Annotated in this window: 18 protein-coding genes; 6 read left to right on the top strand and 12 right to left on the bottom strand. The window is 37.6% G+C overall.

Features of this window, described 5'->3' with window-relative positions:
* Positions 1-687, bottom strand: a complete 687-nt coding sequence (locus CWO92_RS12520; RefSeq protein ID WP_101354550.1) for a response regulator transcription factor — start codon at positions 685-687, stop codon at positions 1-3.
* Positions 688-801: 114 nt separating this feature from the next.
* Positions 802-1,878 (bottom strand): type 2 isopentenyl-diphosphate Delta-isomerase, encoded by a 1,077-nt coding sequence (gene fni / locus CWO92_RS12515; RefSeq protein WP_101354549.1) that lies wholly within the window; start codon positions 1,876-1,878, stop codon positions 802-804.
* Between the two features lie 159 nt (positions 1,879-2,037).
* Here fni and CWO92_RS12510 point away from each other — a divergent pair, with 159 nt between their 5' ends.
* Entirely contained in the window at positions 2,038-3,732 is a 1,695-nt protein-coding gene (locus tag CWO92_RS12510; protein ID WP_101354548.1) for an aryl-sulfate sulfotransferase, read from the top strand.
* Between the two features lie 73 nt (positions 3,733-3,805).
* Here the strand turns inward: CWO92_RS12510 and CWO92_RS12505 are convergent, their stop codons facing one another.
* From CWO92_RS12505 to CWO92_RS12460, 10 genes are all read right to left on the bottom strand, one after another.
* Complete coding sequence (locus CWO92_RS12505; protein WP_101354547.1) at positions 3,806-5,125, bottom strand: MFS transporter; 1,320 nt, start codon at positions 5,123-5,125, stop codon at positions 3,806-3,808.
* 274 nt (positions 5,126-5,399) lie between these two features.
* Positions 5,400-6,374 (bottom strand): TAXI family TRAP transporter solute-binding subunit, encoded by a 975-nt coding sequence (locus tag CWO92_RS12500; protein ID WP_101354546.1) that lies wholly within the window; start codon positions 6,372-6,374, stop codon positions 5,400-5,402.
* Positions 6,371-7,735 carry a sigma-54-dependent transcriptional regulator gene (locus CWO92_RS12495; protein WP_101354545.1) on the bottom strand — a complete coding sequence of 455 codons (1,365 nt, stop codon included), beginning with the start codon at positions 7,733-7,735 and terminating at the stop codon, positions 6,371-6,373. Before CWO92_RS12495 ends, CWO92_RS12500 begins: the two co-directional genes overlap by 4 nt.
* Positions 7,732-9,657 carry a transporter substrate-binding domain-containing protein gene (locus tag CWO92_RS12490; RefSeq protein WP_233270063.1) on the bottom strand — a complete coding sequence of 642 codons (1,926 nt, stop codon included), beginning with the start codon at positions 9,655-9,657 and terminating at the stop codon, positions 7,732-7,734. The genes CWO92_RS12495 and CWO92_RS12490 overlap by 4 nt, the downstream gene beginning before the upstream one ends.
* A 216-nt stretch (positions 9,658-9,873) precedes the next feature.
* Complete coding sequence (locus CWO92_RS12485; RefSeq protein ID WP_101354543.1) at positions 9,874-11,199, bottom strand: GntT/GntP/DsdX family permease; 1,326 nt, start codon at positions 11,197-11,199, stop codon at positions 9,874-9,876.
* A gap of 51 nt (positions 11,200-11,250) precedes the next feature.
* Complete coding sequence (locus CWO92_RS12480) at positions 11,251-11,970, bottom strand: GntR family transcriptional regulator (protein ID WP_101354542.1); 720 nt, start codon at positions 11,968-11,970, stop codon at positions 11,251-11,253.
* 16 nt (positions 11,971-11,986) lie between these two features.
* Positions 11,987-13,000: a sugar kinase gene (locus CWO92_RS12475; RefSeq protein ID WP_101354541.1), complete on the bottom strand. Its 1,014-nt coding sequence runs from the start codon at positions 12,998-13,000 to the stop codon at positions 11,987-11,989.
* Complete coding sequence (dagF, locus tag CWO92_RS12470; protein WP_101354540.1) at positions 12,993-13,748, bottom strand: 2-dehydro-3-deoxy-phosphogluconate aldolase; 756 nt, start codon at positions 13,746-13,748, stop codon at positions 12,993-12,995. Before dagF ends, CWO92_RS12475 begins: the two co-directional genes overlap by 8 nt.
* Positions 13,745-14,851, bottom strand: a complete 1,107-nt coding sequence (locus CWO92_RS12465) for a DgaE family pyridoxal phosphate-dependent ammonia lyase (protein ID WP_101354539.1) — start codon at positions 14,849-14,851, stop codon at positions 13,745-13,747. The genes dagF and CWO92_RS12465 overlap by 4 nt, the downstream gene beginning before the upstream one ends.
* On the bottom strand, positions 14,829-15,932 hold the full coding sequence (locus CWO92_RS12460; protein ID WP_101354538.1) for an amidohydrolase/deacetylase family metallohydrolase: 1,104 nt from the start codon (positions 15,930-15,932) through the stop codon (positions 14,829-14,831). The genes CWO92_RS12465 and CWO92_RS12460 overlap by 23 nt, the downstream gene beginning before the upstream one ends.
* Before the next feature lie 211 nt (positions 15,933-16,143).
* On the opposite strand from CWO92_RS12460, the gene CWO92_RS12455 reads away from it, so the two are divergent.
* The 5 genes from CWO92_RS12455 to CWO92_RS12435 all read left to right on the top strand — a co-directional run bounded on the left by CWO92_RS12455 (position 16,144) and on the right by CWO92_RS12435 (position 23,041).
* Entirely contained in the window at positions 16,144-17,664 is a 1,521-nt protein-coding gene (locus tag CWO92_RS12455; RefSeq protein ID WP_101354537.1) for a multicopper oxidase family protein, read from the top strand.
* 378 nt (positions 17,665-18,042) lie between these two features.
* A complete protein-coding gene (locus CWO92_RS12450; protein WP_101354536.1) occupies positions 18,043-19,038 on the top strand; it encodes a hypothetical protein in 996 nt (331 codons plus the stop codon).
* A 15-nt stretch (positions 19,039-19,053) separates the two neighbouring features.
* Positions 19,054-19,320, top strand: a complete 267-nt coding sequence (locus CWO92_RS12445) for a helix-turn-helix domain-containing protein (RefSeq protein ID WP_101354535.1) — start codon at positions 19,054-19,056, stop codon at positions 19,318-19,320.
* 601 nt (positions 19,321-19,921) lie between these two features.
* Positions 19,922-20,770 carry a BglG family transcription antiterminator LicT gene (gene licT, locus CWO92_RS12440; protein WP_101354534.1) on the top strand — a complete coding sequence of 283 codons (849 nt, stop codon included), beginning with the start codon at positions 19,922-19,924 and terminating at the stop codon, positions 20,768-20,770.
* A gap of 333 nt (positions 20,771-21,103) precedes the next feature.
* Positions 21,104-23,041, top strand: coding sequence for a beta-glucoside-specific PTS transporter subunit IIABC (locus CWO92_RS12435; protein WP_101354533.1), 1,938 nt, complete (start codon positions 21,104-21,106; stop codon positions 23,039-23,041).
* The last annotated feature ends 9 nt before the right edge of the window (positions 23,042-23,050 follow it).

Genomic DNA, 23,050 nt, shown 5'->3' with positions numbered 1-23,050 from the left:
TTAAAATCCCTCTTCTATAGCCATATAACCTTGTCCAACCTTTGTTTCAATATAGCTGCCTAAGCCAATCTCATCTAACTTTTTCCGTAATCGATTTACATTCACTGTTAAAGTATTGTCGCTGACAAAACGCTCGTCCTCCCATAAGCTTTTTATAAGTGTCTCTCTGCTAACTATTTTATTTTTTTGTTCCATTAATTGCTTCAAAATGAAGATTTCATTTTTTGTTAGCTCTATAGCTCCAATTTCATTAGTAACTATACTCTTTTCATAATCAACCGTAGCCCCACACCAGGTTTTAAGTGAAACCTCTTCGGTATTGTAATTGTATACTCGACGGAGGATCGCCTGGATTTTCGCAATGAGTACATCAAAATGGAAAGGTTTTTGAATAAAATCATCGGCACCAAGCTGCATAGACATCACCATGTCAGCAGAATGGTCGCGTGAAGATAAAAACACGATGGGAACCTTCGAATGAGTACGGATCATTCGGCACCAATGAAAGCCATCAAATTTAGGTAGTTGAATGTCAATAATGACTAAATCCGGTCTTATGGCTGTAAATTCCCGCATAACATTACTAAAATCGGTAATCCCATATACTTCATAAGACCAACTAGTTAATCGTTCTTTTATTTCTTGAAAAAGGGTTGCATCATCTTCAATCAGCAGGAGTTTAAACACAATATCACCACACGATTTGTCATTCTATAAAAATATTGTATAGTAAATCCTAATTTGGTGCTATTAGGGAATTATGAATTTCCGATGAGGTTGAAATACTCAGTGCTTTAAACTTTACCATTCTCCTCTCCTTCCAATAGCTGCAACATCTATCCCCCTGACTTCACACCACTCCCGTACTTCTCCTGTAATAATAAGGGGACATGTACATAAATCCTCTATATTTCGGGCACCTAACATAGTGAAAATCGTTTTAAGCTGATCATGCCAATGATTTAATTCCTCAATTGCTTCCTCTAGTCCTTCCCTTTCCAGAACTCGTAAGATTGGACTTGCCAATCCAATTGCTTTTGCACCAAGGGATAGGCATTTGACCGCATCTAAAGGATTTCGGATTCCTCCCGAAGCGAAAATCTCCATATTGTTAATGTATGTTTGAGCTTCTAATAAAGAAATGGGAGTAGTTTGTCCCCAACCGCTTAAATAGTCGTATTCCTGTTTCTCTCTGCGACGATTTTCAATTCCTATAAAATTGGTTCCGCCCCGTCCGCTAACATCCACATATTGAACACCGATTTCCTTTAACATACGAAGGGTAGTTCTGCTCATTCCAAATCCAACTTCCTTTACAATAACGGGGATATTAACTTTTTTTATTATTTTTTCAAGTTGAGGCAGCCAATCTGTAAAGTCGCGTTCGCCTTCTGGCATAATCAATTCCTGTGGGGCATTTAGATGAATTTGTAGGGCATTTGCTTCCAGCATATCTATCGCTCTTAAGGCCAAATCGAGAGGAATATCTGCCCCAACATTAGCAAAAATGATTCCATCCGGATTATTTCTTCTTACAATTCGGTAAGTGTCTGCAAGTGATTGGTTTCGTAAGCCTGAATGTTGGGAACCCACAGCCATGGCCATTCCTGTTGCTTTCGCTATTTTCGCAAGATTCCCATTAATCTTTCCTGTTCTTTCACTTCCGCCTGTCATCGCATTAATATATAACGGGCTTTTCAACACTAAGTTTGGCATTATTACTTGAAGGTTAACATCCTTCCATCCTATATTGGGAAGGGATTGATGAACAAAGGTAAGATCATCAAAGTGAGAATGTAAGTTTGGTCCCTCTATTAGAGCAAGGCGAACATGCTCATCCTTTCTTTTTTCGCGAATTTTATTCTCGTCATTTTTCATTAATAGCGGCTCCTTCCCTTTTTTCTTAGTATGTAAAAAAAATATCCCTTTACCCACTTTCATAGAAGAGTTTTCACAGATACAAGCGGATACTTTTTAAGGGAAATTTAAGTAACGTAGTCAATAATAGTCACTGTTAAAAAACTAGAGGAGGCTGACATGAAAAAGGTAATTTTAAGTATGATAGGTGTAGTAGTAATAGTTCTAGCAGTCAACCAAATTTTTGTATCAAAGATAAGTATAGAGCAAGTAAAGTCCAAATTAAAAGCAACTGTATATACGTCATCAGATAATAATAAAAAAACAAATATTCAAACGGGTATTGATACCAGCATTTTAAATACCCAAAAGAAAGTAGAATCGGATATTTTGAGCGAAAGCAAAGGTAGTACATTAGAAAAACCTTATATAAAATTAGATCCTTTCGGTAATTCTCCACTGTCAGCAATAGTCATTTTTGATACACCAAGTGATTCGAAAGTGAGTTTTAAAGTAAAGGGAAAAGACAGTAGTGTGGATATAAAGGATACCATTGATAAATATGAAACACATCATGAAATTCCAATACTCGGTTTATACCCCGATTATAAAAATACAGTAGAAATCACCTCCACATCAAAATCTGGTGAAGTAACTTCTAACACCATTACTATCCAGACTGGAAAACTGCCAAAATATATTCCCGCTGTTACAATAAAGAAAGCAGATAAGGAAAATATGGAGATTGTGAAAAATGGTTTAACGTTTACAGTTCCGAGTACAAAGTATCCAATTGGCTTCGACGCCAACGGAGATATTCGTTGGTATAGTTCTAGATATAATAGCCATGTATTTAAATTATTGAAAAATGGCCATTTATTATTTTTAAGTAAAGATTCCAACAGTGGAAATGCCTATAATCGTTTATTCGAAATCGATTTTACGGGAAAGGCATATAATGTATATAAACTTAGCCAAACCAATTCTATGTCCGAGACTTCAGATATCGAAAAAACACTTGTACATCATGATGCCATTGAACTCCCATCAGGAAATCTATTGTTAACCGTAAGTGATGGTGGAGGGAGATATGTGGAGGATACGATGATAGAAATGGATAGAAGAACCGGAAGCATTGTTAAAACGATTGATTTGAAGGATATCCTACCCAAATCATTTTATGAAAACTATGATAATACAAAGCGAGATGATGGTCTAATTGATTGGTTCCATCAAAATGCGCTTGTATATGATGATAGAGATAATAGCATTATTATCTCAGGGCGAAACCAGGATATGGTTATGAAATTAGATTATAAGACGAATAAAATTGTATGGATCTTAGCTGATCCAACAGGTTGGCCAAAGGAATATCAAAAATATCTAATAAAAGGTGTAGGGGATAATTTCAAATATACAGGTGGACAGCATGCGCCAATTATTCTGCCTGAAACAGCTGCTGACAATAATAAAGATACAGTGGATTTATTGCTTTTCGATAATAATGTGGCAGTTTCCCGTGGAAACCAGTCCCTTTCTGAAAAATATAGTGCGGGCTCTCAATATCGAATTAATGAGAAAACAAAAACTGCTGAACTTGTTTGGACTTATGGTTCGGAACGTGGTACATCGTTGTTTTCTAATATTATTGGAAGTAACCGATTTATGCCAAATACCGGAAATCGTTTAATTGACTTTGGCTGGATTGATTCTGGAACGAAGAGTGACATTGTTGAAGTTACGGATGAAGCACAGCCAAGGGTAGTCTTTGAAGCAATTTTATCCGATTTCCCGACTGGCTCATGGGCATACCGTGCTGAAAGATTTTCCCTATACCCTGATAACTGGGTATTTAAAGTATCAGATGAGGAATAGGGGACAGGTCCCTCATCCCACAAAATGGGACAAGGGACCTGTCCCTCTTGTTCCTGTGGCAGCTTTATTCGATTCAAGCTGATTTATTTTTAGAAAGAAGCTCAGCTTCAATAAGAGAAGTCTTGGACGATTCACCCATACGCCAATATGCGATTAGGCTTATAAAGATACATGCAGCAACATAGTAGAAGAAGACAGATTCCACTCCAGCATTCTTTAACCACAATGCAACAAATTCGGCAGTTCCACCAAAGATTGCAACGGTTAGGGAATAAGGAAAACCTACACCAAGCGCACGTATTTCAGTAGGGAATAACTCCGCCTTTACAATGGCATTTATTGAAGTATATCCGGTTACAATAGCAAGACCAATCATCATTAGAATAAAAGCTAGTATTGGATCTTGTGTTTGTTTCATTAGTAAAAATAACGGAACGGTAAGTAGGGTACCCAGGATACCAAAGCCGAGTAATAGCGGTTTGCGGCCAATCTTGTCTGATAATTTTCCTGCTAGCGGCTGAAGTATAACAAATATAAGCAATGCAACAAAGTTAATCAAGCTGACTGATTCTTTATTGATTCCAACTGTATTAATCATGAATTTTTGCAAATAAGTTGTATAGGTATAAAATGCAACGGTTCCTCCAAGTGTTAAACCAACAACGGTAAGAACTGCTTTTGGATGCTTCATTAAGACTTTAATTGTTCCGGCATTTTTACGAGTTTCTTTACCCATATCTGAAAATTGCTCAGATTCATCCATTGTACGACGCAGCCATAATACGACTAAAGCTCCAACTGCTCCTATGACGAAAGGAATTCTCCAGCCCCAGGAAGTCATTTCATTTTCATTTAATATTTGTTGTAGAAAAATTTGAACTCCAAGAGCTAGTAATTGTCCGGCTACAAGCGTAACATATTGAAAACTAGAGTAAAATCCTCGTTTTCCGCTGCTTGCCATTTCAGATAGGTAAGTAGCGGAGGTTCCATACTCTCCACCTAACGAGATTCCTTGAATCAGTCGGGCGACAATTAGAATAATAGGTGAAATCGCGCCAATGCTATTGTACCCAGGAGTACAGGCAATCACTAATGAGCCTAAAGCCATAATAGTGACAGAAAGTGTTAATGCGGCGCGGCGGCCATATCTGTCTGCATAACGTCCCATAATAAGACTTCCTATTGGGCGCATAAGAAACCCGATGGCGAAAACGCCTGCGGTGTTTAACAATTGAATAGTAGGATTTCCTTTTGGAAAAAACTCTGCTGAGAAATAAACCGCAAAGGCAGAATAAACGTACCAATCATACCATTCGATAAGGTTTCCAAGCGATCCTTTAAAAATGTTGGTCGTAATGCGTTTTGTAGCAGCACGATCATTTGCTTGCTTCATTTTTAATTCCCCCTTTTGTTAATGTACTTTGTGGTTACCCGACCCCTTAAAGATTGTAAACGTATTCAATTGTAGCGATAGTAAGTGCTTTTCACTTACATAATTCTAATGCAAGTTTCATGCCAATTCGTATTTAAACATTAGATTTTTATTTTAATAAGGGTTTTGTAGGGTGTCTAAAATATCTCAGTATTTTTCTGAATAAATAATAACCGGCAAAAAAATCTGAATAGAACGGATTTTTTTGCCGGTTTACCTTAATTGTTTCTTCATATTATTTATCATTTATTTCTTTAAAGTATTTTTTTGCTCCAGAATGGAGAGGGATAACAAGTCCTTTTCCTGCATCTTCTCGATTAATGCTATTGGCAGCCTGATGAGCATTTTGTAAGACGTTTAAATTATCAAAGAAAGTTTTCGTCATTTTATAGACTTGGTCCTCTGATAAATCGGATCGAACTAACAGTATATTACGGATGGCAACTGTTGGAATGGGGTGTGTATTTTGATAAATGCCGGCAGGGATCTCTGATCTCTCAAAAAAAGGAAACTTTTTTGTTAGATGATTAATATCAGAAGTCTGCATAGGCACAATCATGACCTTTTCTGATTTTTGTAGCCTTAGCACAGCATTATTGGGAAGACCCGATGTAACAAAGGCTGCATCGATATGATTATCTTTTAATTGTTCCATTGCTTCTTCATAAGATAAATACTCAGGTTCTATATCATTATAGGTAATACCATATTCCTTTAAAATGATTCGTGCGTTTGCTTCTACTCCACTATTAGGGGCCCCCACTCCGATTCTCTTTCCCTTTAAATCAGATACGGATTTTATCTTGTTTTTGCCTAGTGTAACTATTTGCACATAGTTAGGATATAGTCCTGCTATAGCTTTAAAACCATGAGGGGCTCCATCCTGTTCCTTATTATTTTTAAGAAGAGCAAAAGAGGCTGCATCTGACATAACAAATGCCAAATCAACCTGGTGATTTTCCAATAGCTTCATATTCTCAACGGATCCATCTGTTGACTGAATAGCAGTTTTGTATTGAAGCTTCTTTTTATATACCTTCGCCAGTGCTTCTCCGATAGTGAAATATGGGCCAGAGGTATCACCCGTTGCAATAGTAATATATTCTTGTTGGTCATTTGAGGTTTTTGCACCCTTATTCACATTTTTTGAACAACTGATTGTTCCCAACAAAACGAGGAATATTATGACAAATGAAAGAATCTTTCTCATTTTGGATCCCTCAAATATTGTTTAAGTTTTTCACGTAATCCTCGTTCACTAATGGCCAATTGTTTAGCTGTATTTGTTCGATGCCCGTTGTTTTTTTCTAAAGTATAGAGGATATACTCCCTATTCACTTCAGCAAGGGTTTTCCCTTCCGATATGAAAAGGCCGTTCTCTTTAGTATTTGAAGAAGAAGCCTCTTTCTGAAATACATCTTTCGGAAGATCTGATGTTTCTATGACATCCCCATCTGAAAGGGCCATGGCATATTCTAATATGTTTGATAGTTCCCGAACATTCCCAGGGTAGGAGTATTGAAATAAAGCCTTTTTCGCCTCCATACTGCATTTTTTCTGAGGGATGTCCATACTGGCTGAATAAAGATCTAAAAAATGCTGGATTAACAGCGGAATATCTTCCTCCCGTTCCCGTAAAGGAGGGACGTGAATGGGAATTACATTCAAGCGATAATAAAGGTCTTCGCGGAAGTTTCCTCTTGCCACTTCTTCTAAAAGATTTCGATGGGTAGCGGAAATGATTCGAACATCCACTTCCTTTGATTGCTCGGAACCAAGCGGTGTAACTATTTTTTCTTGAATGACTCTTAATATCTTTGCTTGTAGGGTTAACGGCATTTCACCGATTTCATCGAGAAAGATTGTTCCCCCACTAGAACGTTCGAAAAGACCCTGCTTTCGCTCAAAGGCCCCTGTAAAGGCACCTTTTTCGTGCCCGAACAGCTCGCTTTCAAGTAATGTTTCAGGAATCGCAGCACAATTGATGACGGAAAAGGCACCTTTTTGGCGCTTTCCCTGAAAATGAATGGCACGGGCTACCAGTTCCTTTCCGGTTCCACTTTCTCCCGTAATCAGAATATTAGAGGGGATATCCTTCACCTTTTCAATCAACTGGAATACCTTCTGCATGCTCTCGCATTTACCAATTAAACCGGCATAGCTTTCTTGCTGACGAACTGCTTTACTTAACACTTGGACCTGATGGTGCAAGTGTTGATAAGTAAGAGCTTTCGATAAAAGCAGTTTCACCTCCTCCAGATTCAACGGTTTGGTTAAATAATGATAAGCACCTGCTTTGACTGCCTCAACAGTAGATTCAATCGTTCCATAAGCGGTCATAATAATCACAACTGTTTCTGGATTCTTCTCTTTTATGGTTTTGAGGATGTCTAATCCATTTGTCTTACCTAGATTAAGATCTAGCAAAATACCATCTATATTCTCTGTTTCTAGTAATTTTAATCCCTTTTCTGCATCCGTTTCAGTCCAAATCCTGTATTCATCCTCAAGAGCGAATGAAAGAGAGGAACAAATAGCAATTTCATCATCAATAATCAATATATTCTTCATGGTGCATCTCCTCCGTTAGTGAATAATAAGGTAACAGTGGTTCCTTTATATGCGGAACTTTTTACCTCTATATGTCCGCCATGCTCTTGCATAATTTTTTGACATATATACAAACCTAAACCAATTCCTTGATTCTTTGTCGTATAAAAAGGCTGAAACAGATGGGGCATGTCTTGTGCTTTTATTCCGATGCCAAAATCAGTTATATCTAGCCGGATGGTTTGCCCATCTATAGCTCCATGAAAGTACAATTGTTTTTTCTTTGAATCATTCATAGCTTGAATCGCATTGAGTATTAGATTAATGAGAACTTGTTTGATGCGATTCTGATCGATTAGCACGGTTAAGGCTGGAGGAATATCAATCTCTAATTCTATTCCTTCGTTTCGGAACTGTTTTTTTAAAAGCCCCGTTACAGATTGAACTAACTCGTTAAGATTTTTCATTTCCAGATGCATCGATTTTTCCCTGGAGTAATCCAATAAATCCTCAATTATTCGGTTCATCCTCTCTACTTCCTCCGGTACATGCCGGAGAAGCTCAGATTGGAATCGAGGGTCATGAATTTTTTTAGGAAGCATTTCTGTAAAAGTTTTAATAGCAGTAAGCGGATTACGGATTTCATGTGCGATTCCGGCGATAAGCTGGCCAAGGGCCCGCATTTTTTCCTGTGCAATTAAGCGTGCTTGCAGATGGTTCTGTTCAGTTCTGTCTTGAAGGCAAAGGATACCTCCTATTATTTCTCCCATCCCATTTTGCAATGATGCAATATAGTATTGAAGGATACGGTCTGTCCCATCATCAAGGCAAATTTCTCCGTGGATCATCCGTTGTCCCTTTATTTCCAGTACCTTTTGCAGGGGGAGTTGAGATAGAAAATCAAAAATATTTGTACCTAAAGGGTTTCCCTTCATTCCAAGCAAATTACGGGCAATATGATTAATGAGAGTGACATTACCTTCGAGATTAAAGGAAATAATTCCATTATCTACACTATCCAACACCTTTGACTGAAAAGCATAGCTATCTGCTAATGCAGCAGTTTGTCTATTAACTTCTTTTTTTAAACGGTTATTCCAAAAAAAGATACCTACAAGAATAGTAAAGATAATTCCAGTTAAGATAAGAAGAATGTAGACAAGCTTTCGCCACCAATCAATTGCCAATGCACCATATGGTTCAAGATATTGGGAATATAATCGTTCATAGGTACCGTTGTGATGAAGCGCTGTCAATCCAGTGTTTATATCCTTTAATAATTTATAGTTTCCCTCTCGCACGGCAAAGGCATAGTCAGAGGGAGGAATTAGTCCTGTGCGAATTCTATATTTCAATTGTTTTTTTGCGTGCTGAAGGATATATTCAGCTGTCGGACGATTTCCTATAAATACATCTGCTCTACCTAAAAAAAGCATGTCCATCGCGTCCAATTGGTTAAAGGATTCGAGTATTTCACTTCCTCTAATATTTTCGAGTTGAGAGATAATAGTATCTTCTCGTTGAACTGCCACAACTTTACCCTTTAAATCATTCAAACTTGAAATATCCTTAATAGAGGATGGGATGACCACCGTTTTAGGTAATGTTAGGAAGGAGTCGCTGAAATCTAAAAAAGTATCCCGTATGCTTGTATATTCCAACCCTGCAATAATATCAAGTTTCCCTTCCTTTAACATTTCCAATGCATCATCCAACTCAAGCGGAATCAATTTAAGCCGATATCCTTGCCTTGTGGCAATATTCTGAATAAGTTCTATATTGAATCCCAATGCTTCACCTTTTGGTCCTGTATAGGAAAGGGGAGGGGCGTTCTTGTCAAAACCGACTCGAATAACATGAACTTCCTTTGCTTTAGCAGCAAAAGATGAGCTTGGAAAAAGAAGCAATGCAATAAAAAGCAAAAATATGTTTAAGTAACGCAAAATGGGGACCTCCCATGGAAAAGGAACCTAATAAATAGTTTTTTGAAGTATATTTTATAAATGAGTTATTTCATATATTTTATCATTCTTCATAAGAAGCAAACAGAGTTTGAGGGAGCAATGATGAAAGACAATTAGAATTTAGATAGTTTGGTACTAAAAAATAGTGCCTCAAAATAAACACCTAGAGGCACTATTTTTATAGAATTATAGTTTTTAAATGAATGCATTTAAAATGAGGGTAAATGCGAATGCGACAAATGATAGGATGGTTTCCATCACTGTCCACGTTTTGAATGTTTCCTTTACAGTTAGCCCCATATATTCTTTTACTAACCAGAAACCAGCATCATTCACATGTGAAAACATAAGGGACCCAGCTCCAGTAGCAATAACAAGTAATTCTAAATTCACACCTGTCATATGTGCTACGACTGGCGATACAATACCGGCTGCTGTTGTTAACGCAACTGTTGCTGACCCGGTTGCAATTCGGATAAGCCCTGCAACTAAGAAAGCAAGGACAATTGGAGATAAGGACATTTGTTCAGACATATTGGCAATAGCATCCCCAACGCCGCTGTCAATAAGAATTTGCTTAAAGCCCCCACCTGCACCAATAATAAGAATAATAGATGCAAGCGGTAATAAACACTCATCTGTTAGCTTCTTCAATAAGTTTTTGTCCATTCCTTGGCGATAACCTAAGAAGAAATAGGCTGCAAAACAAGAGATTAATAGAGCAATGACAGGGCTTCCAATAAACAAGAAGAACTTTTGAAGGACGTCTGGCATTGATAAATATGGTGCAATTAAAGATATAAGCATTAATATAATAGGCAGCAATATGACGAAAAAGGATATCCCAGTACCCGGTAATTTATTAGACTTTGTTTCTACTCGAATTAATTCTGGTTCTCCAACTGGTACCACCCGCTTATGCACCCATTTTGCAAAAATTGGTCCTGCAATTAATGCAGTAGGAAAAGCAATGATTAGGGAATAGAGTAGAACATGTCCCATGTTAGCATGATAAATTCCAATCGCAGTCATCGCACCTGGATGCGGAGGAACTAATCCATGTACGATGGAAAGTCCGGCTAGAACAGGAATACCAATTAGTAAAATGTTTTGCTTGGTTGACTTTCGAATTGAAATGACTAAAGGTAGCAGAATAACTAAACCTACTTCGAAAAATACGGGTATTCCGATAATAAATCCTGATAGGAGCATGGCCCAAGGAAGATATTTCACACCAAATTTTTTAATAAAGAAATCAGCTACTTGCATTCCGGCTCCTGAATCGGACATCATCTTCCCTAAGATCGTACCAAGAGCTAATATACCAATTAGATGCCCAAGAACACCACCAACGCCCGTTTCATAAGCGCTTACAATTTTGTCCATCGGCATACCTGAGAAAATAGCTAAAAATAAGCTTGCTACCACTAAACTAATGAAGGCGTGCCATTTCCACCAAGATACACCTAATATAACAATTATGATTGCAACTACTGTTATGCCCAGCAAATATAGATTCATAATTTCCCTCCTATAGGAAATCGCTTTCATTTTCTGCGATAATATTAATTATTATATGGAATCATTATAAGTAACAATATAGTTTTGTTTTGCCGTATTATAGTATCCTTCACTATATTCCAATATTTTCCCATCTATATCACTAGAACGTCGTATCCTTTTTAATACGGCTGTGTTTTTCTCTAGATTTAATGTTTCACAAATATGGGCTGGTGCATTGGATACGGTAAACTCATCGCGAAATGCTTCAAGACGGATGTTATGATCCTCCAAAAAGCGATATAAAGAATTAATCTGAAGGTCCCTTAAATCCTCCTCCATTAAATCCAGTAGGACATAGTGGGTAAAGTAAATATAAGGTTCATCGTCCAATAAGTACACGCGCTCTATTTGAATACAATGATCCCCAAATATAGAATAAAGAAAGGACTCCGAAGACAATTCCACTCTCTTTATTTTCAATACTCTTTTAGTAATATGGTGACCTTCCTCTACCAATACTTCCGTAAAGCGCTTTCCCTTTGAAAGTCTTGCAGTAGTAACATTGGCAATTACCTTTGTTCCTTTACCGCTTTTCTTTTCAAGATACCCTTCCTGAACAAGTTCTTTAATAGCATTTCGAACTGTAATTTTGCTCACGTTAAATTCATCTTCTAATTGAGGCTCGGAGGGAATGTTTGTGTTTATTGCATATTCACCGTGTAAAATACGATCCTTTAATATTTCTTTAATTTGTAAATACAGTGGCCCTTTTTTTCTATTCACATTCATTCCCTAACTCCTGCCTTTATCTTTTTATATCTTCAATATTTCCTGCCATGGTTGACAGGATTTCCGTTTCTGTTGACATTGGGGTATCCCCGACTATGGTACATGCTAACATACCTGCAGCTGCAGCAAACTGCACCGTTTTCTCCGCAGGAAAACCTGACAATTCACCATGTAAAATTCCGCTAGTATAAGCATCGCCAGCACCAATTCTATCATATACAGAAAAAGAAATGTTCTTTGAAAATACAAATGCATCGTTTTTATACATATATCCTTTTAATGAATGGGTATTATCGCTGTTAATCGCCCGATGTGTCCCGGCAATTGTTTGAATATTAAACTTCTTTGCCACTCTCGGTATAAGTTCCTTCAGTTGGTCTTCTTTTGATGTTGCCTTTGTCTCCATGCCTAAAATGTATATGGCATCCTTTTCATTCATTAAGACAATATCCGCTAATTGAAGCATATCCTCGTAATGTGGCCTTGCTTTCGTATAACCCCCATCCCATAAGGATGGGCGGTAATTGCAATCAAAACAAATAAGTCCGCCTTTTTCCTTTACTTTTTTCGCTAGCATTTTCATATTCTCACGGACTTGTTCCGTCATTGCGAGTGTGATGCCACAAAAATGAATAATATCGGCATTTTCTGCAATCAGATCCATGTCAAAATCAGAAATCACAGCTGTATTAAAACTGCTTTCCAAGCGATTTGTATAGGTAACACGGCTTGCACGCTGTCCAAAGCCATTTTCCAAAAAGTACATTCCAACATATTTTCCGCCTTTGGAAATAAAATCTCTTGCAATTCCTAAACGCTGCAAGAAAGATATGGCTGCATCCCCTATAGGGTTATCCGGTAATTTTGTAACAAGGTATCCGTTATAACCAAGCTTTGTCATTGCAGAAGCAACATTTACACCTGTACCTGAAAAAGAGTATTGTAAAGTATTGGATTGTGTCAGCAGTTCATAGCCCGGCACCTGAAGACGCATCATTACTTCTCCGAAAGCCACAATTTTTTTAGGCATATTGATCAACTAGTTTCTTTGTCATCGCTAATAATTTTTTTACATCTTTCACGTTTGTTTTTCCCGTATCTTTATCAATGATGGATGAATACACATGCGGAATAATTTTTGGCACTTTTGCTTCTAATGTGATTTCTAAAATCTTCTCAAAGTTATCTAAATCAATACCCCCAGTTGGCTCTAAGGCAAAGCCTTCTTCGCCGCAGGCTTGTGCTACTGCACGAAATTCATCTTCATGTTTTAATCCCTTCATTGGGAAATACTTCAATGCGTTTCCTCCCATATCACGAACAAGCGCAATGGCAGCCTTGATTGGAACAATGGCAGTTTCTTTAACACCAGCACTGATTGGGCCAGTAGAAATATTGACATATCCTACTCTTCCAGTTGGTGAAACAAGGGAGTTAATCCAGCTATTTTTTTCTCCAAGATTGGCACGGGTTGCACCTACTGCAGGGAAGACTTGATTAATATGACTTCCAGCATAATGTTTAGCAATTTCTGCAACAACAGCCGCTTGCTTATTATCCCCTGCGCCAAGCCCGATGGAAACTGCATCATCTATAGCTGTTCCATATTCTTTCATAGCAGTAACTGCAGCCTCTACAGTTGGATAATCCTTAGAAAGCACCCCAACTAAAACATGACCCTCTGCCGCTTCAAAAACTTCCTTCGCATTTTCAATACTATTAGCTAATACATTTAAAGCTACTCGATTTTGATAAAACCGTTTTTCCATATTCATCATTCATTGCCTCCTAAAATTGCCTTTAGTCTTGCTTCAATAACATAGATGTCATCATCTTTTAGCGGTCGTGGATCAATATCGAAAAATCCTTGGCGAATTCCGTAATCTCGAGTGTAGATGGCAACCTCTCCGTTTCTCAACTTGTCATTTACTTCCTTCGCCGTAGTGTTGGAAATTGCAGAATCAATATGAATTCGCGCTCTAAAAATAGCTCTACCCGCTTCATCTTGTACAATCGTTACTTTTATACCTTCTATAGCATTTAACGATTTAAGAACTTCAAGGCTTGCTTTTTCCTTTTCGCTATTGTCTGTTTTGACGAAATATTCATCTAGTGCTTGTAAAAGGCCGAAGGTGGTTTCCTTTCCAACCTTCATGCTTCTTCCTATACAATGAAGCTGAACTTTTAACCACTCAATATATTTTCGCTTACCAGCTACAATACCGGATGTCGGGCCTTCAATGGCTTTCGAGCCGCTATAAATGGCTAGGTCTGAAATTTGTACGTATTTTTTTAAATCTTCTTCTGCTGCAGCATCTACTATAAGTGGAATATGGTTTGCTTGTGCTACTTCCCATGCCTCTTCAACAGAAATCATATTCTTTTGAACCGCGTGATGAGATTTTACGAATAATATCGCAGCGGTATTCTCATTTATTGCATCAGAGATATGCTCCACTTTCCCCTCATTTGCATAACCGACTTCCACAAGTTTTCCCCCACCGAGGAAAACCATCGTTTCAACGGGTGCACCGTATTGAACGTTATGGCCTTTTAGCATAATGATCTCATTTTTTTGAATTGGTTCTTGATGAAGACGTTCACTTTTACGACGGTTTCCTTGAGTGACGATTGCAGCCACAGAAAGAGCAATTCCACTTGAGGCAGAGTTTACAACAACAGCCGCTTCGGATTGCAACAGGCCGGCAATATGGTTCCCAGCCTTATCGACTAAATCCGAAATCTCTACATAATTTTGTCCGCCGATTTTCATTGCATCCATTACCGTATCGGATGGGGCGGAAACACCTAAAATACTCATCCTTCCGCTTGCATTAATTACACGTTTCAAACCATATTTAGCATTCAATGTATTCTCCATTTATTACCACTCCTTTTACAACAATCTTTTGATCCGCTCTGCGTTCCTCTCCTTCAGAATCCGATAATACAGTAGGTTCATTTTCAATCGAAAATAATGTAAGGTTTGCAATATCTCCTGTCGAAATTCGGCCAAGAGCAGGTTTTTTTAACCACTTCGCTGGATTTATTGTTACCGCATCAATAATCTCTTTAAGGGAATAACCCAAATGCAAAAACTTTGTTAAAACATTTGCCATACTATAGACCGGACCATTCAGGCGATTTTTTCGGTAGATATCTGTACTAATCGTATGAAAGTGGATATCATGCTCTTTCGCTTGCTCAGCTACTTGAAAGGAGAAACTTGCATTTCCATGGCCAACGTCTAATCGGACCCCTCTTTCTATTGCTTTTAGAAGCTTTGGAAGAGGTTTTCCGGAAGTATCAAATAAATTATTGGCTTTTCCATTTAAGAAATGGGTAATCACATCATTTTCTTCGAGTAGGTCAAGGACGTCATTTATATCCGGGGGCCCGGATCCAATATGAACCATAAGCGGTAATTCGGTATCCTTTGAAAAACTTCGAGCTATTTTTAATGGCTCAACCCCATTTGGTCCGACCACACTTTTGCTTATTCTAGCTTTAAGCCCCACAATAAAATCTCTATTATCTGCTACTGCCTTTATTAATTCCTCTTTATTTAACAAAGAGAGATCAGATAATTCATCAATCCTCTTCAAGCCAATGCGTGAAATATTTAAGAAAGCGAATACATTTGTTTTTGCCTTTTTCGAATTACTAACTAAGTCGTGTATTCGATCCGCTCCCGTACTTCCAGCATCTATGATCGTTGTTACACCTAATTTATAACCAATCTCGTCAATATCGTCTCCATATGGATCAAATTCCGGGAAGGCGTGAACATGCATATCAATCCATCCACTGGAAATGTAGACCTTGTTTTTAAAATCTATTACTTTTTGACCGTCCCCCGTTCCCGGTGGAACAATATCTACAATTCTCCTATTCTCCACTACAATATCTGCAGCGTTTCCATCTGTCGTTTTTACATTTCGTAAAACGAACGTGGCTGTCATGTCTATCATCCCTTTTGGTTATTAATGTAAACGGTTAAATAAATTTGTTTACGTATAATTTTTCTTTGCAAAATTAGATTAACACTTATTTTTATGTTGGTCAATATAACGTTATAATGTTTAAAAATGTAAACTAGAAAATTTGCCCATCTACAAATGGGTTTGTGTGTCATCTAATAGTAATAAGGTTAATGAAGTGGAGATGAAGATGATGACTCAAAAGCTTGAAAAATTTGTTGATAGCCTTCCTATTCTTAACACAATCAAACCGATAAGGAAGCGGAATAATAAGGCTTATTTTGAAGTAAGGATGGAGGAGTTTACACAGAAGATGCATAGGGACTTAGAACCAACCCGGTTATGGGGGTATAACAGTCAATACCCAGGCCCGATGTTTGATGTTCAAAAAGGAGAACCGATAGAAGTTAAATGGATCAATAACCTTCCAAATAAACATTTGCTTCCGCTCGATGAATCTATTGTCCACCATGAGCCGGAAGTGAGAACGGTTACGCATTTACATGGCAGTGAAACAAGGCCGGAAAGTGATGGATATCCGGAGGCTTGGTTTACAAAGGATTTTAAGCAGGTAGGTCCTTTTTTCAAAAGGGAGGTGTACCAATACCCAAATCGGCAGCGCGCCGCAACTTTATGGTACCACGATCATGCCATGGGAATTACACGTCTCAATGTATATGCGGGTCTTGTCGGGATGTATATTATTCGGGATCAAGAGGAGAGGAGACTGAAGCTTCCATCTGGGGATTATGAAGTTCCTCTCATCCTTTCCGATCGTTCTTTTAATGAGGATGGTTCCTTATTTTATCCGAGTCAGCCAAATAACCCTTCAAGAAATCTGCCAAATCCGACGATTGTTCCCTTTTTTCTTGGCGATACAATCTTAGTAAATGGAAAAGTATGGCCATATATAGAAGTAGAACCTAGAAAATATCGGTTTCGTGTCTTGAACACATCAAATACAAGAGGATATCAACTATATCTTGATTCTGGCCAATCCTTTTATCAGATTGGAACAGACGGTGGGTTATTGCCTAGTACGGTAAAGCTAGACAAATTGGCGATGGAACCGGCGGAACGAGCGGATTTAATAATAGACTTTTCCAAACATGAAGGAAAATCCATTATATTAAAAAATGACCTGGGGCCGAATGCAGATTCAAATGATGAAACATTTGATGTTATGCAATTTCGAGTAACTAAACCACTTTCCGCGGAGGATAACAGCAAAATTCCTAATAGATTGAGTATCATTCCTTCATTAAAAACGAACATGGTAGCGGGGTACCGGAATTTAAAGTTGGTTGAATCCAAGGATCCATTAGGGCGTCCCATGCCATTATTAAATAATAAAAAATGGGAAGATCCTGTTACGGAAAAGCCTAGATTAGGTACCACGGAAATTTGGTCTTTCATTAACACTATGCCAGTTACCCATCCCATTCATATTCATTTAATTCAGTTTCAAATATTAGATAGACGACCTTTCGATTTGGATTTGTATAATAAAACAAGACAGATACGATATTTAGGGCCTGCAAAACAACCGGCACCAAATGAAAGAGGTCTAAAAGATACAGTGGCAGCGCCTGCCGGGGAAGTGACCCGTGTAATAGTCCGTTTCGGTCCTTATACAGGCCAATATGTTTGGCATTGTCACATTTTAGAGCATGAGGATCACGATATGATGCGGCCGTATGTTGTAAGGGAATAGGGGTTGTGACCCCTAATCTCGTATTGGGGAAATTTAGAATTGCAAGCGGGCGCATACTTTTTTTGAAAGGTTGTCTACATCTCTTCAGCGCCTATCGGCTAGCGAATTTATAGTCATCTCCCTATGATAACTAGGTATTAAGTGAAATTTGGAGTGCCAATTTCACTCGGAAAATTAGTACTTCAAATCTCACTCATCCGTTCCCCAATGGGCAAGGTACTTACGCATTTGTTCTTAAAATGGAAGGAAGAGGCCAAATCTTTCGTGAGTTTTTTTAAAATGGTCTTACACTTTATATCCGATTTTTGGTATTATTAAATTATAAGTAGTAAGTAATAAGTGGTAAGTGGATGGTATTTGATTTAGGGGGGACAATGTATGAAGGAACTTAGTTTTGCTCAACACTTTACCTTAATAGCTCTTAATGCACAGGAAAGTACCCGTTTAACTAATTCGAAGAAAGTGTCCTTGCGATGTATGGCTGCTGCAGTAATTTTAGAATTATATTTAGACAATGGTTTTTCACAGGTAGGGGATGTCCTTACATGTGAAAGAGGGATTTTGGAAAATCCTTCGATATCTTTATACCAAAAAGCTGTTTTAAATATATTTTTCAGTAAAAATGAAACTATAAGTGGAACACTTCCACAATATTTAACGAGAGTTGTTAAAATGTCCAAAAAACAATTAAAAATAGTGGAAGATGCTTTTGTGGCTAATTTAAAAGAAGAAAATGCCTTAGAGGAAATTCATGCACTTTTAAGCAGTGATTTGGAGTTTGTCACAGCAGGAATCGAGATGAAAGAATATCGCAGTAATTCGGAAAGCTTCACGCGGGTGACAGAAAGTATACGGGCTGAAATATTAGAAGAAGGGCCGGTGACGGATGAAGCAATCCTTATGCTATGGTTATTGAGGGAAAGTGGCAGTATATATGACCTTTTCTCAAAAGAGGAGTTAAAGCATGTAGCTGAACGCATTTATAAATTATATAATGATAGCTCTTTAGGTAAAACAGTATTCCCAATTAGTATTCATAATACAGTGGAATACGCAGTGAAGAATTTCCTAAAAATGAAAAAGGAAATTATGACTACGCCCTCAGGCTCGGGAGTTGCTTTTGTTTTTCCAATTATCGAAAGGTCCCAATCCATTTTTATCGATACAGAAGCATATTTCGCTAACAAGGAAGATCGTTTAAATGATGTAAAGGACAGATTGGAAAGGAATGGTCACCATATTAAAGTGATTCGTGAGGGAGATATTCCGCTTATTAAAATTGATAATATGTTATATGAAGCGGTACCTCATGCGAAGGTATATAAATTTCCTGTTCATGGTGTACGTTTGTTAAAATATCCATTATCTTTATAGTGAGGAGGAAAGGAATTGTCCCGTCAACGTTCTATGGATAAAATACTTGCATCTGATTTCGTATCGATCGGGGAATTGGTACGTTTAACCGGATCTCGTTATAGTACTCTAAAATTTTATACAGAAGAAGGGATGCTTCCTTTTGAGCAAGAAGAAGAAAAAAGAACAAGAAGATTTCCTAGAGAAAATGCGGTTTCCAGAATAAATGAAATAAAGGAACTAAAGGAACAAGGACTTAGTATTCCGGAAATAAAAGAAAGATTATCTAGCAAAGCATATTAAGGGCCGGGGTTCTTTTCATTCGGAAAGTACCCAGTCACCGTACTATCTTTAAAAGCTGTAATTAATAATTTTTGCACGTTGTGCTGTATCCTGAATGTAAGCAGCAATAGAAGGATTATCTACAATCATACTTTTAATTGAATGCTGGCAGTCGTTTCTTCGTAATTATATTTTGAAGGTAGTCCATTGTCTCGCTTTGCCTTTCCCTGCAAGAAAACTAGACTTTATGGAATCCTCTATTATCCTTCGTTATTTTATTCATCTCATTTATTATAAATAAATTTCTTTGTGCATTCTCATATCTAATACTTTAAAAATAATTTTTGAAAATCTATTATTTTTGCCAATATAAATACTAAAAGCCAATGACTATAGGAGGACCCCATTCCTAGTTATTTATATCTAGTAAACTAGCAGCTTGACAGGTCTATGAACCTATGGTAAAAAGAAAGTAATCGTTTACATAAATGGATTGTTACTGCTCGGCAGGCAAAACCTAAATTTGTAAAGGGAGTATCTTATGGTATTCTATGTACAAATTTAGGTTTTTTATTTGGTTTTAGGTAGATTTAAAAAATACTTCAATCAAGGGCGAGTGGAAATGGAGATTAAAAAGATACTAAACAATAATGTCGTCGTATCAACAAATGAATTAAATCAGGAAATAGTTGTAATGGGGAGAGGGCTTGCTTTTCAAAAGAAGGTCGGTGGGTTTATTGATGAATCTAAAGTCGAGAAAACCTTTGTGTTAGAGACCCGTGGTATTTCGGAAAAACTTGCAAAATTATTAAGGGATACTTCTGAAGTATATTTGAACATTTCTGCCAAGATTTTGGATTGTGCACAATCCCACCTGCCATTTAAATTGGATGAATATCTTTATGTTGCATTAACGGACCACATAAGTTTTGCGATAAGCAGGTATAAACAGGGGATTCATTTGAAAAATCCATTATTATGGGAGATTAGGAAATATTATAAGCAAGAGTTTCAAGTTGCTCTGAAGGCAATAGATATTATTGAAAAAGAAACGGAAATCGCCCTTGGCGAGGATGAAGCCGCATCCATTGCATTGCATTTAGTAAATAGCCAGATCTCCGGTGAGAATATGGCAACCGCTGTGCAAATCACTGAGATGGTTGATACTATTTTAAATATTGTAAAATACTATTTTAAGATGGAGTTGGATGAGAACTCGGTTAATTACGAAAGGTTTTTAACGCATCTTCGTTTTTTTGCTATCCGCTTTGTTCGTAAGGAAAAACTAGAGGAAACAGTGGATCAGTTCTTTATTGAACAGATTCAGCTTAAGTATTCCGAGGCCTATTTATGTACCCAAAAGATTGCAACTTATTTAGAAAATCAATTTAATTGGGGGCTAACAAAGGACGAGGAGATATATTTAACGGTCCATATCCATCGTGTTACAAATCGCCATAAAATGAAGTAATTTTTACAAAAAATCCCTTTAAGGAAAGCGTTGACAACTCATGAAAGCGCATGCTAAAGTGAAAATACAAAATTTAATAATCAATTCATTAGGATTGTTACTGATTACGCAGGCAAAACCTAAATTGTATTGTCATTCTTCTTGGCATGCAGTTTAGGTTTTTTGTTTTATAAGGAAGTGATTTTCTGTTGAAAGAATTAGATAGTATTGTGAAGGAATGTTACCTTTTTGGGCATAACCTGAACTGATCTGTACTAGACACTATTTTTACGTGTACAGATTGGCTCAGGTTTTTTTATTACAAAAATAAAAAAGGAAAGAAGGGTTAAGGGTATGAAGTACGAAAAGCTCGCAAAAGACATTATTGAAAATGTTGGCGGCAAGGAAAATGTTACTAGTGTTGTGCATTGTATTACTCGCTTACGCTTTAAGCTAAAAGACGAGAGCAGAGCTAATACTGATGTATTAAAAAATATGGATGGTGTCGTAACCGTTATGAAAAGCGGGGGGCAATATCAAGTAGTTATCGGTAACCATGTGCCTGATGTCTATAAAGATGTTGTGACAATTGGTGGATTTCAATCCGAATCTCCTGTAGAAGAAGAGGACGGAAAAAAACAAAATTTATTTAATAGATTCATTGATATGATTTCCGGTATTTTTGCTCCGACACTTGGCGTATTAGCCGCAACAGGTATGATTAAAGGCTTTAACGCCTTATTTATGGCATTAGGCTGGTATTCAGATAAATCCGGGACTTATCAAATCTTAAATGCCATAGGGGATTGCTTGTTCTATTTCTTCCCTATCTTCCTAGGGTTCACAGCTGCTAAGAAATTTAAAGGAAATCAATTTATAGGAATGGCTATTGGTGCTGCATTAGTGTATCCAACACTATCCGGTTTAACGGCAGGTAAGCCGCTATTTACCTTATTTACAGGAACAATGTTTGAATCACCGATTCATATTACATTTTTGGGGATTCCAGTTATTTTAATGACCTATTCTTCATCAGTTATTCCAATTGTGATCGCTGCATGGGTTGGTGCGAAATTAGAAAAATGGTTTACAAAAGTAATTCCAGATGTAGTGAAGACATTTTTAGTTCCATTCTTTACATTGCTTGTTACTGTGCCACTTACATTTATTGTAATTGGACCAATTGCCACATGGGCAGGACAGCTTTTAGGACAACTAACTCTTTGGTTAATTAGTTTAAGTCCAATCGTTGCTGGTATCTTCCTTGGCGCGTTATGGCAAGTTTTTGTTATCTTCGGGCTGCACTGGGGGCTTATTCCGATTGCGATTAATAATATGGTCGTCATGCATTCAGACCCAATTCTAGCACTGATTTTTGCCGCATCTTTTGCCCAAACAGGTGCCGTGCTTGGTGTTTGGCTTAAAACAAAGGACAAAAAGTTAAAATCATTAAGTATTCCAGCGTTTATATCCGGTATTTTCGGGGTTACCGAGCCGGCCATTTACGGGATTACCCTTCCGAAGAAAAAGCCGTTTATTATCAGCTGTATTGCAGCTGCAATTGGCGGAGGCCTTCTTGGTATATTCGGTTCAAAGGTTTATATGATGGGCGGACTTGGCATTTTTGGTTTCCCAAGCATGATTGATCCAAAGGCCGGAATAAATATGGGGTTCTGGGGCGCTATCATCGCTGTTGCCGTAGCTTTCATTCTTGGCTTTATCTTGACTTATTTATTTGGCGGAGCAGGAAAAGAGAATAAGCATGCAGATGCTTCTGAGACTAAAAATCCGGAGCAAAAGCAAACAGATGTGAATGTAAAAAGCGAAGTTATTTCAAGCCCATTTACAGGGGATGTAAAGTCTTTATCCGAATTGAAAGATGCTGCGTTTGCCTCCGGTGCACTTGGCAAGGGTGTAGCGATTGAGCCATCAGAAGGAAAGCTTTATTCTCCGGTATCAGGGATAGTTTCCGTATTATTCCCAACACATCATGCTATTGGAATTACATCTGACCAAGGTGCAGAGATATTAATTCATATTGGTATGGACACAGTTCAGTTAGAGGGAAAATACTTCTCGGCGCATACGACACAAGGAGCACGAATAGAAAAAGGCCAGCTATTAATAGAATTTGATATGGAAAGTATTAAATCAGCTGGTTATGTAGTGACAACACCAGTCGTGGTAACTAATCAAGAGCAATACAAACTTGTTCCAACAGAAGAACAGAGTATTCAAACTGGTAAACCATTAATCGATTTACAAAGTAAAGCAGATTCAGTTGCTGTTTAAATGGATGTT

It is taken from the genome of Heyndrickxia camelliae (assembly GCF_002844575.1).
Taxonomy (GTDB): domain Bacteria; phylum Bacillota; class Bacilli; order Bacillales; family Bacillaceae_C; genus Margalitia; species Margalitia camelliae.
This window is presented reverse-complemented; position numbering and strand designations above follow the sequence as displayed.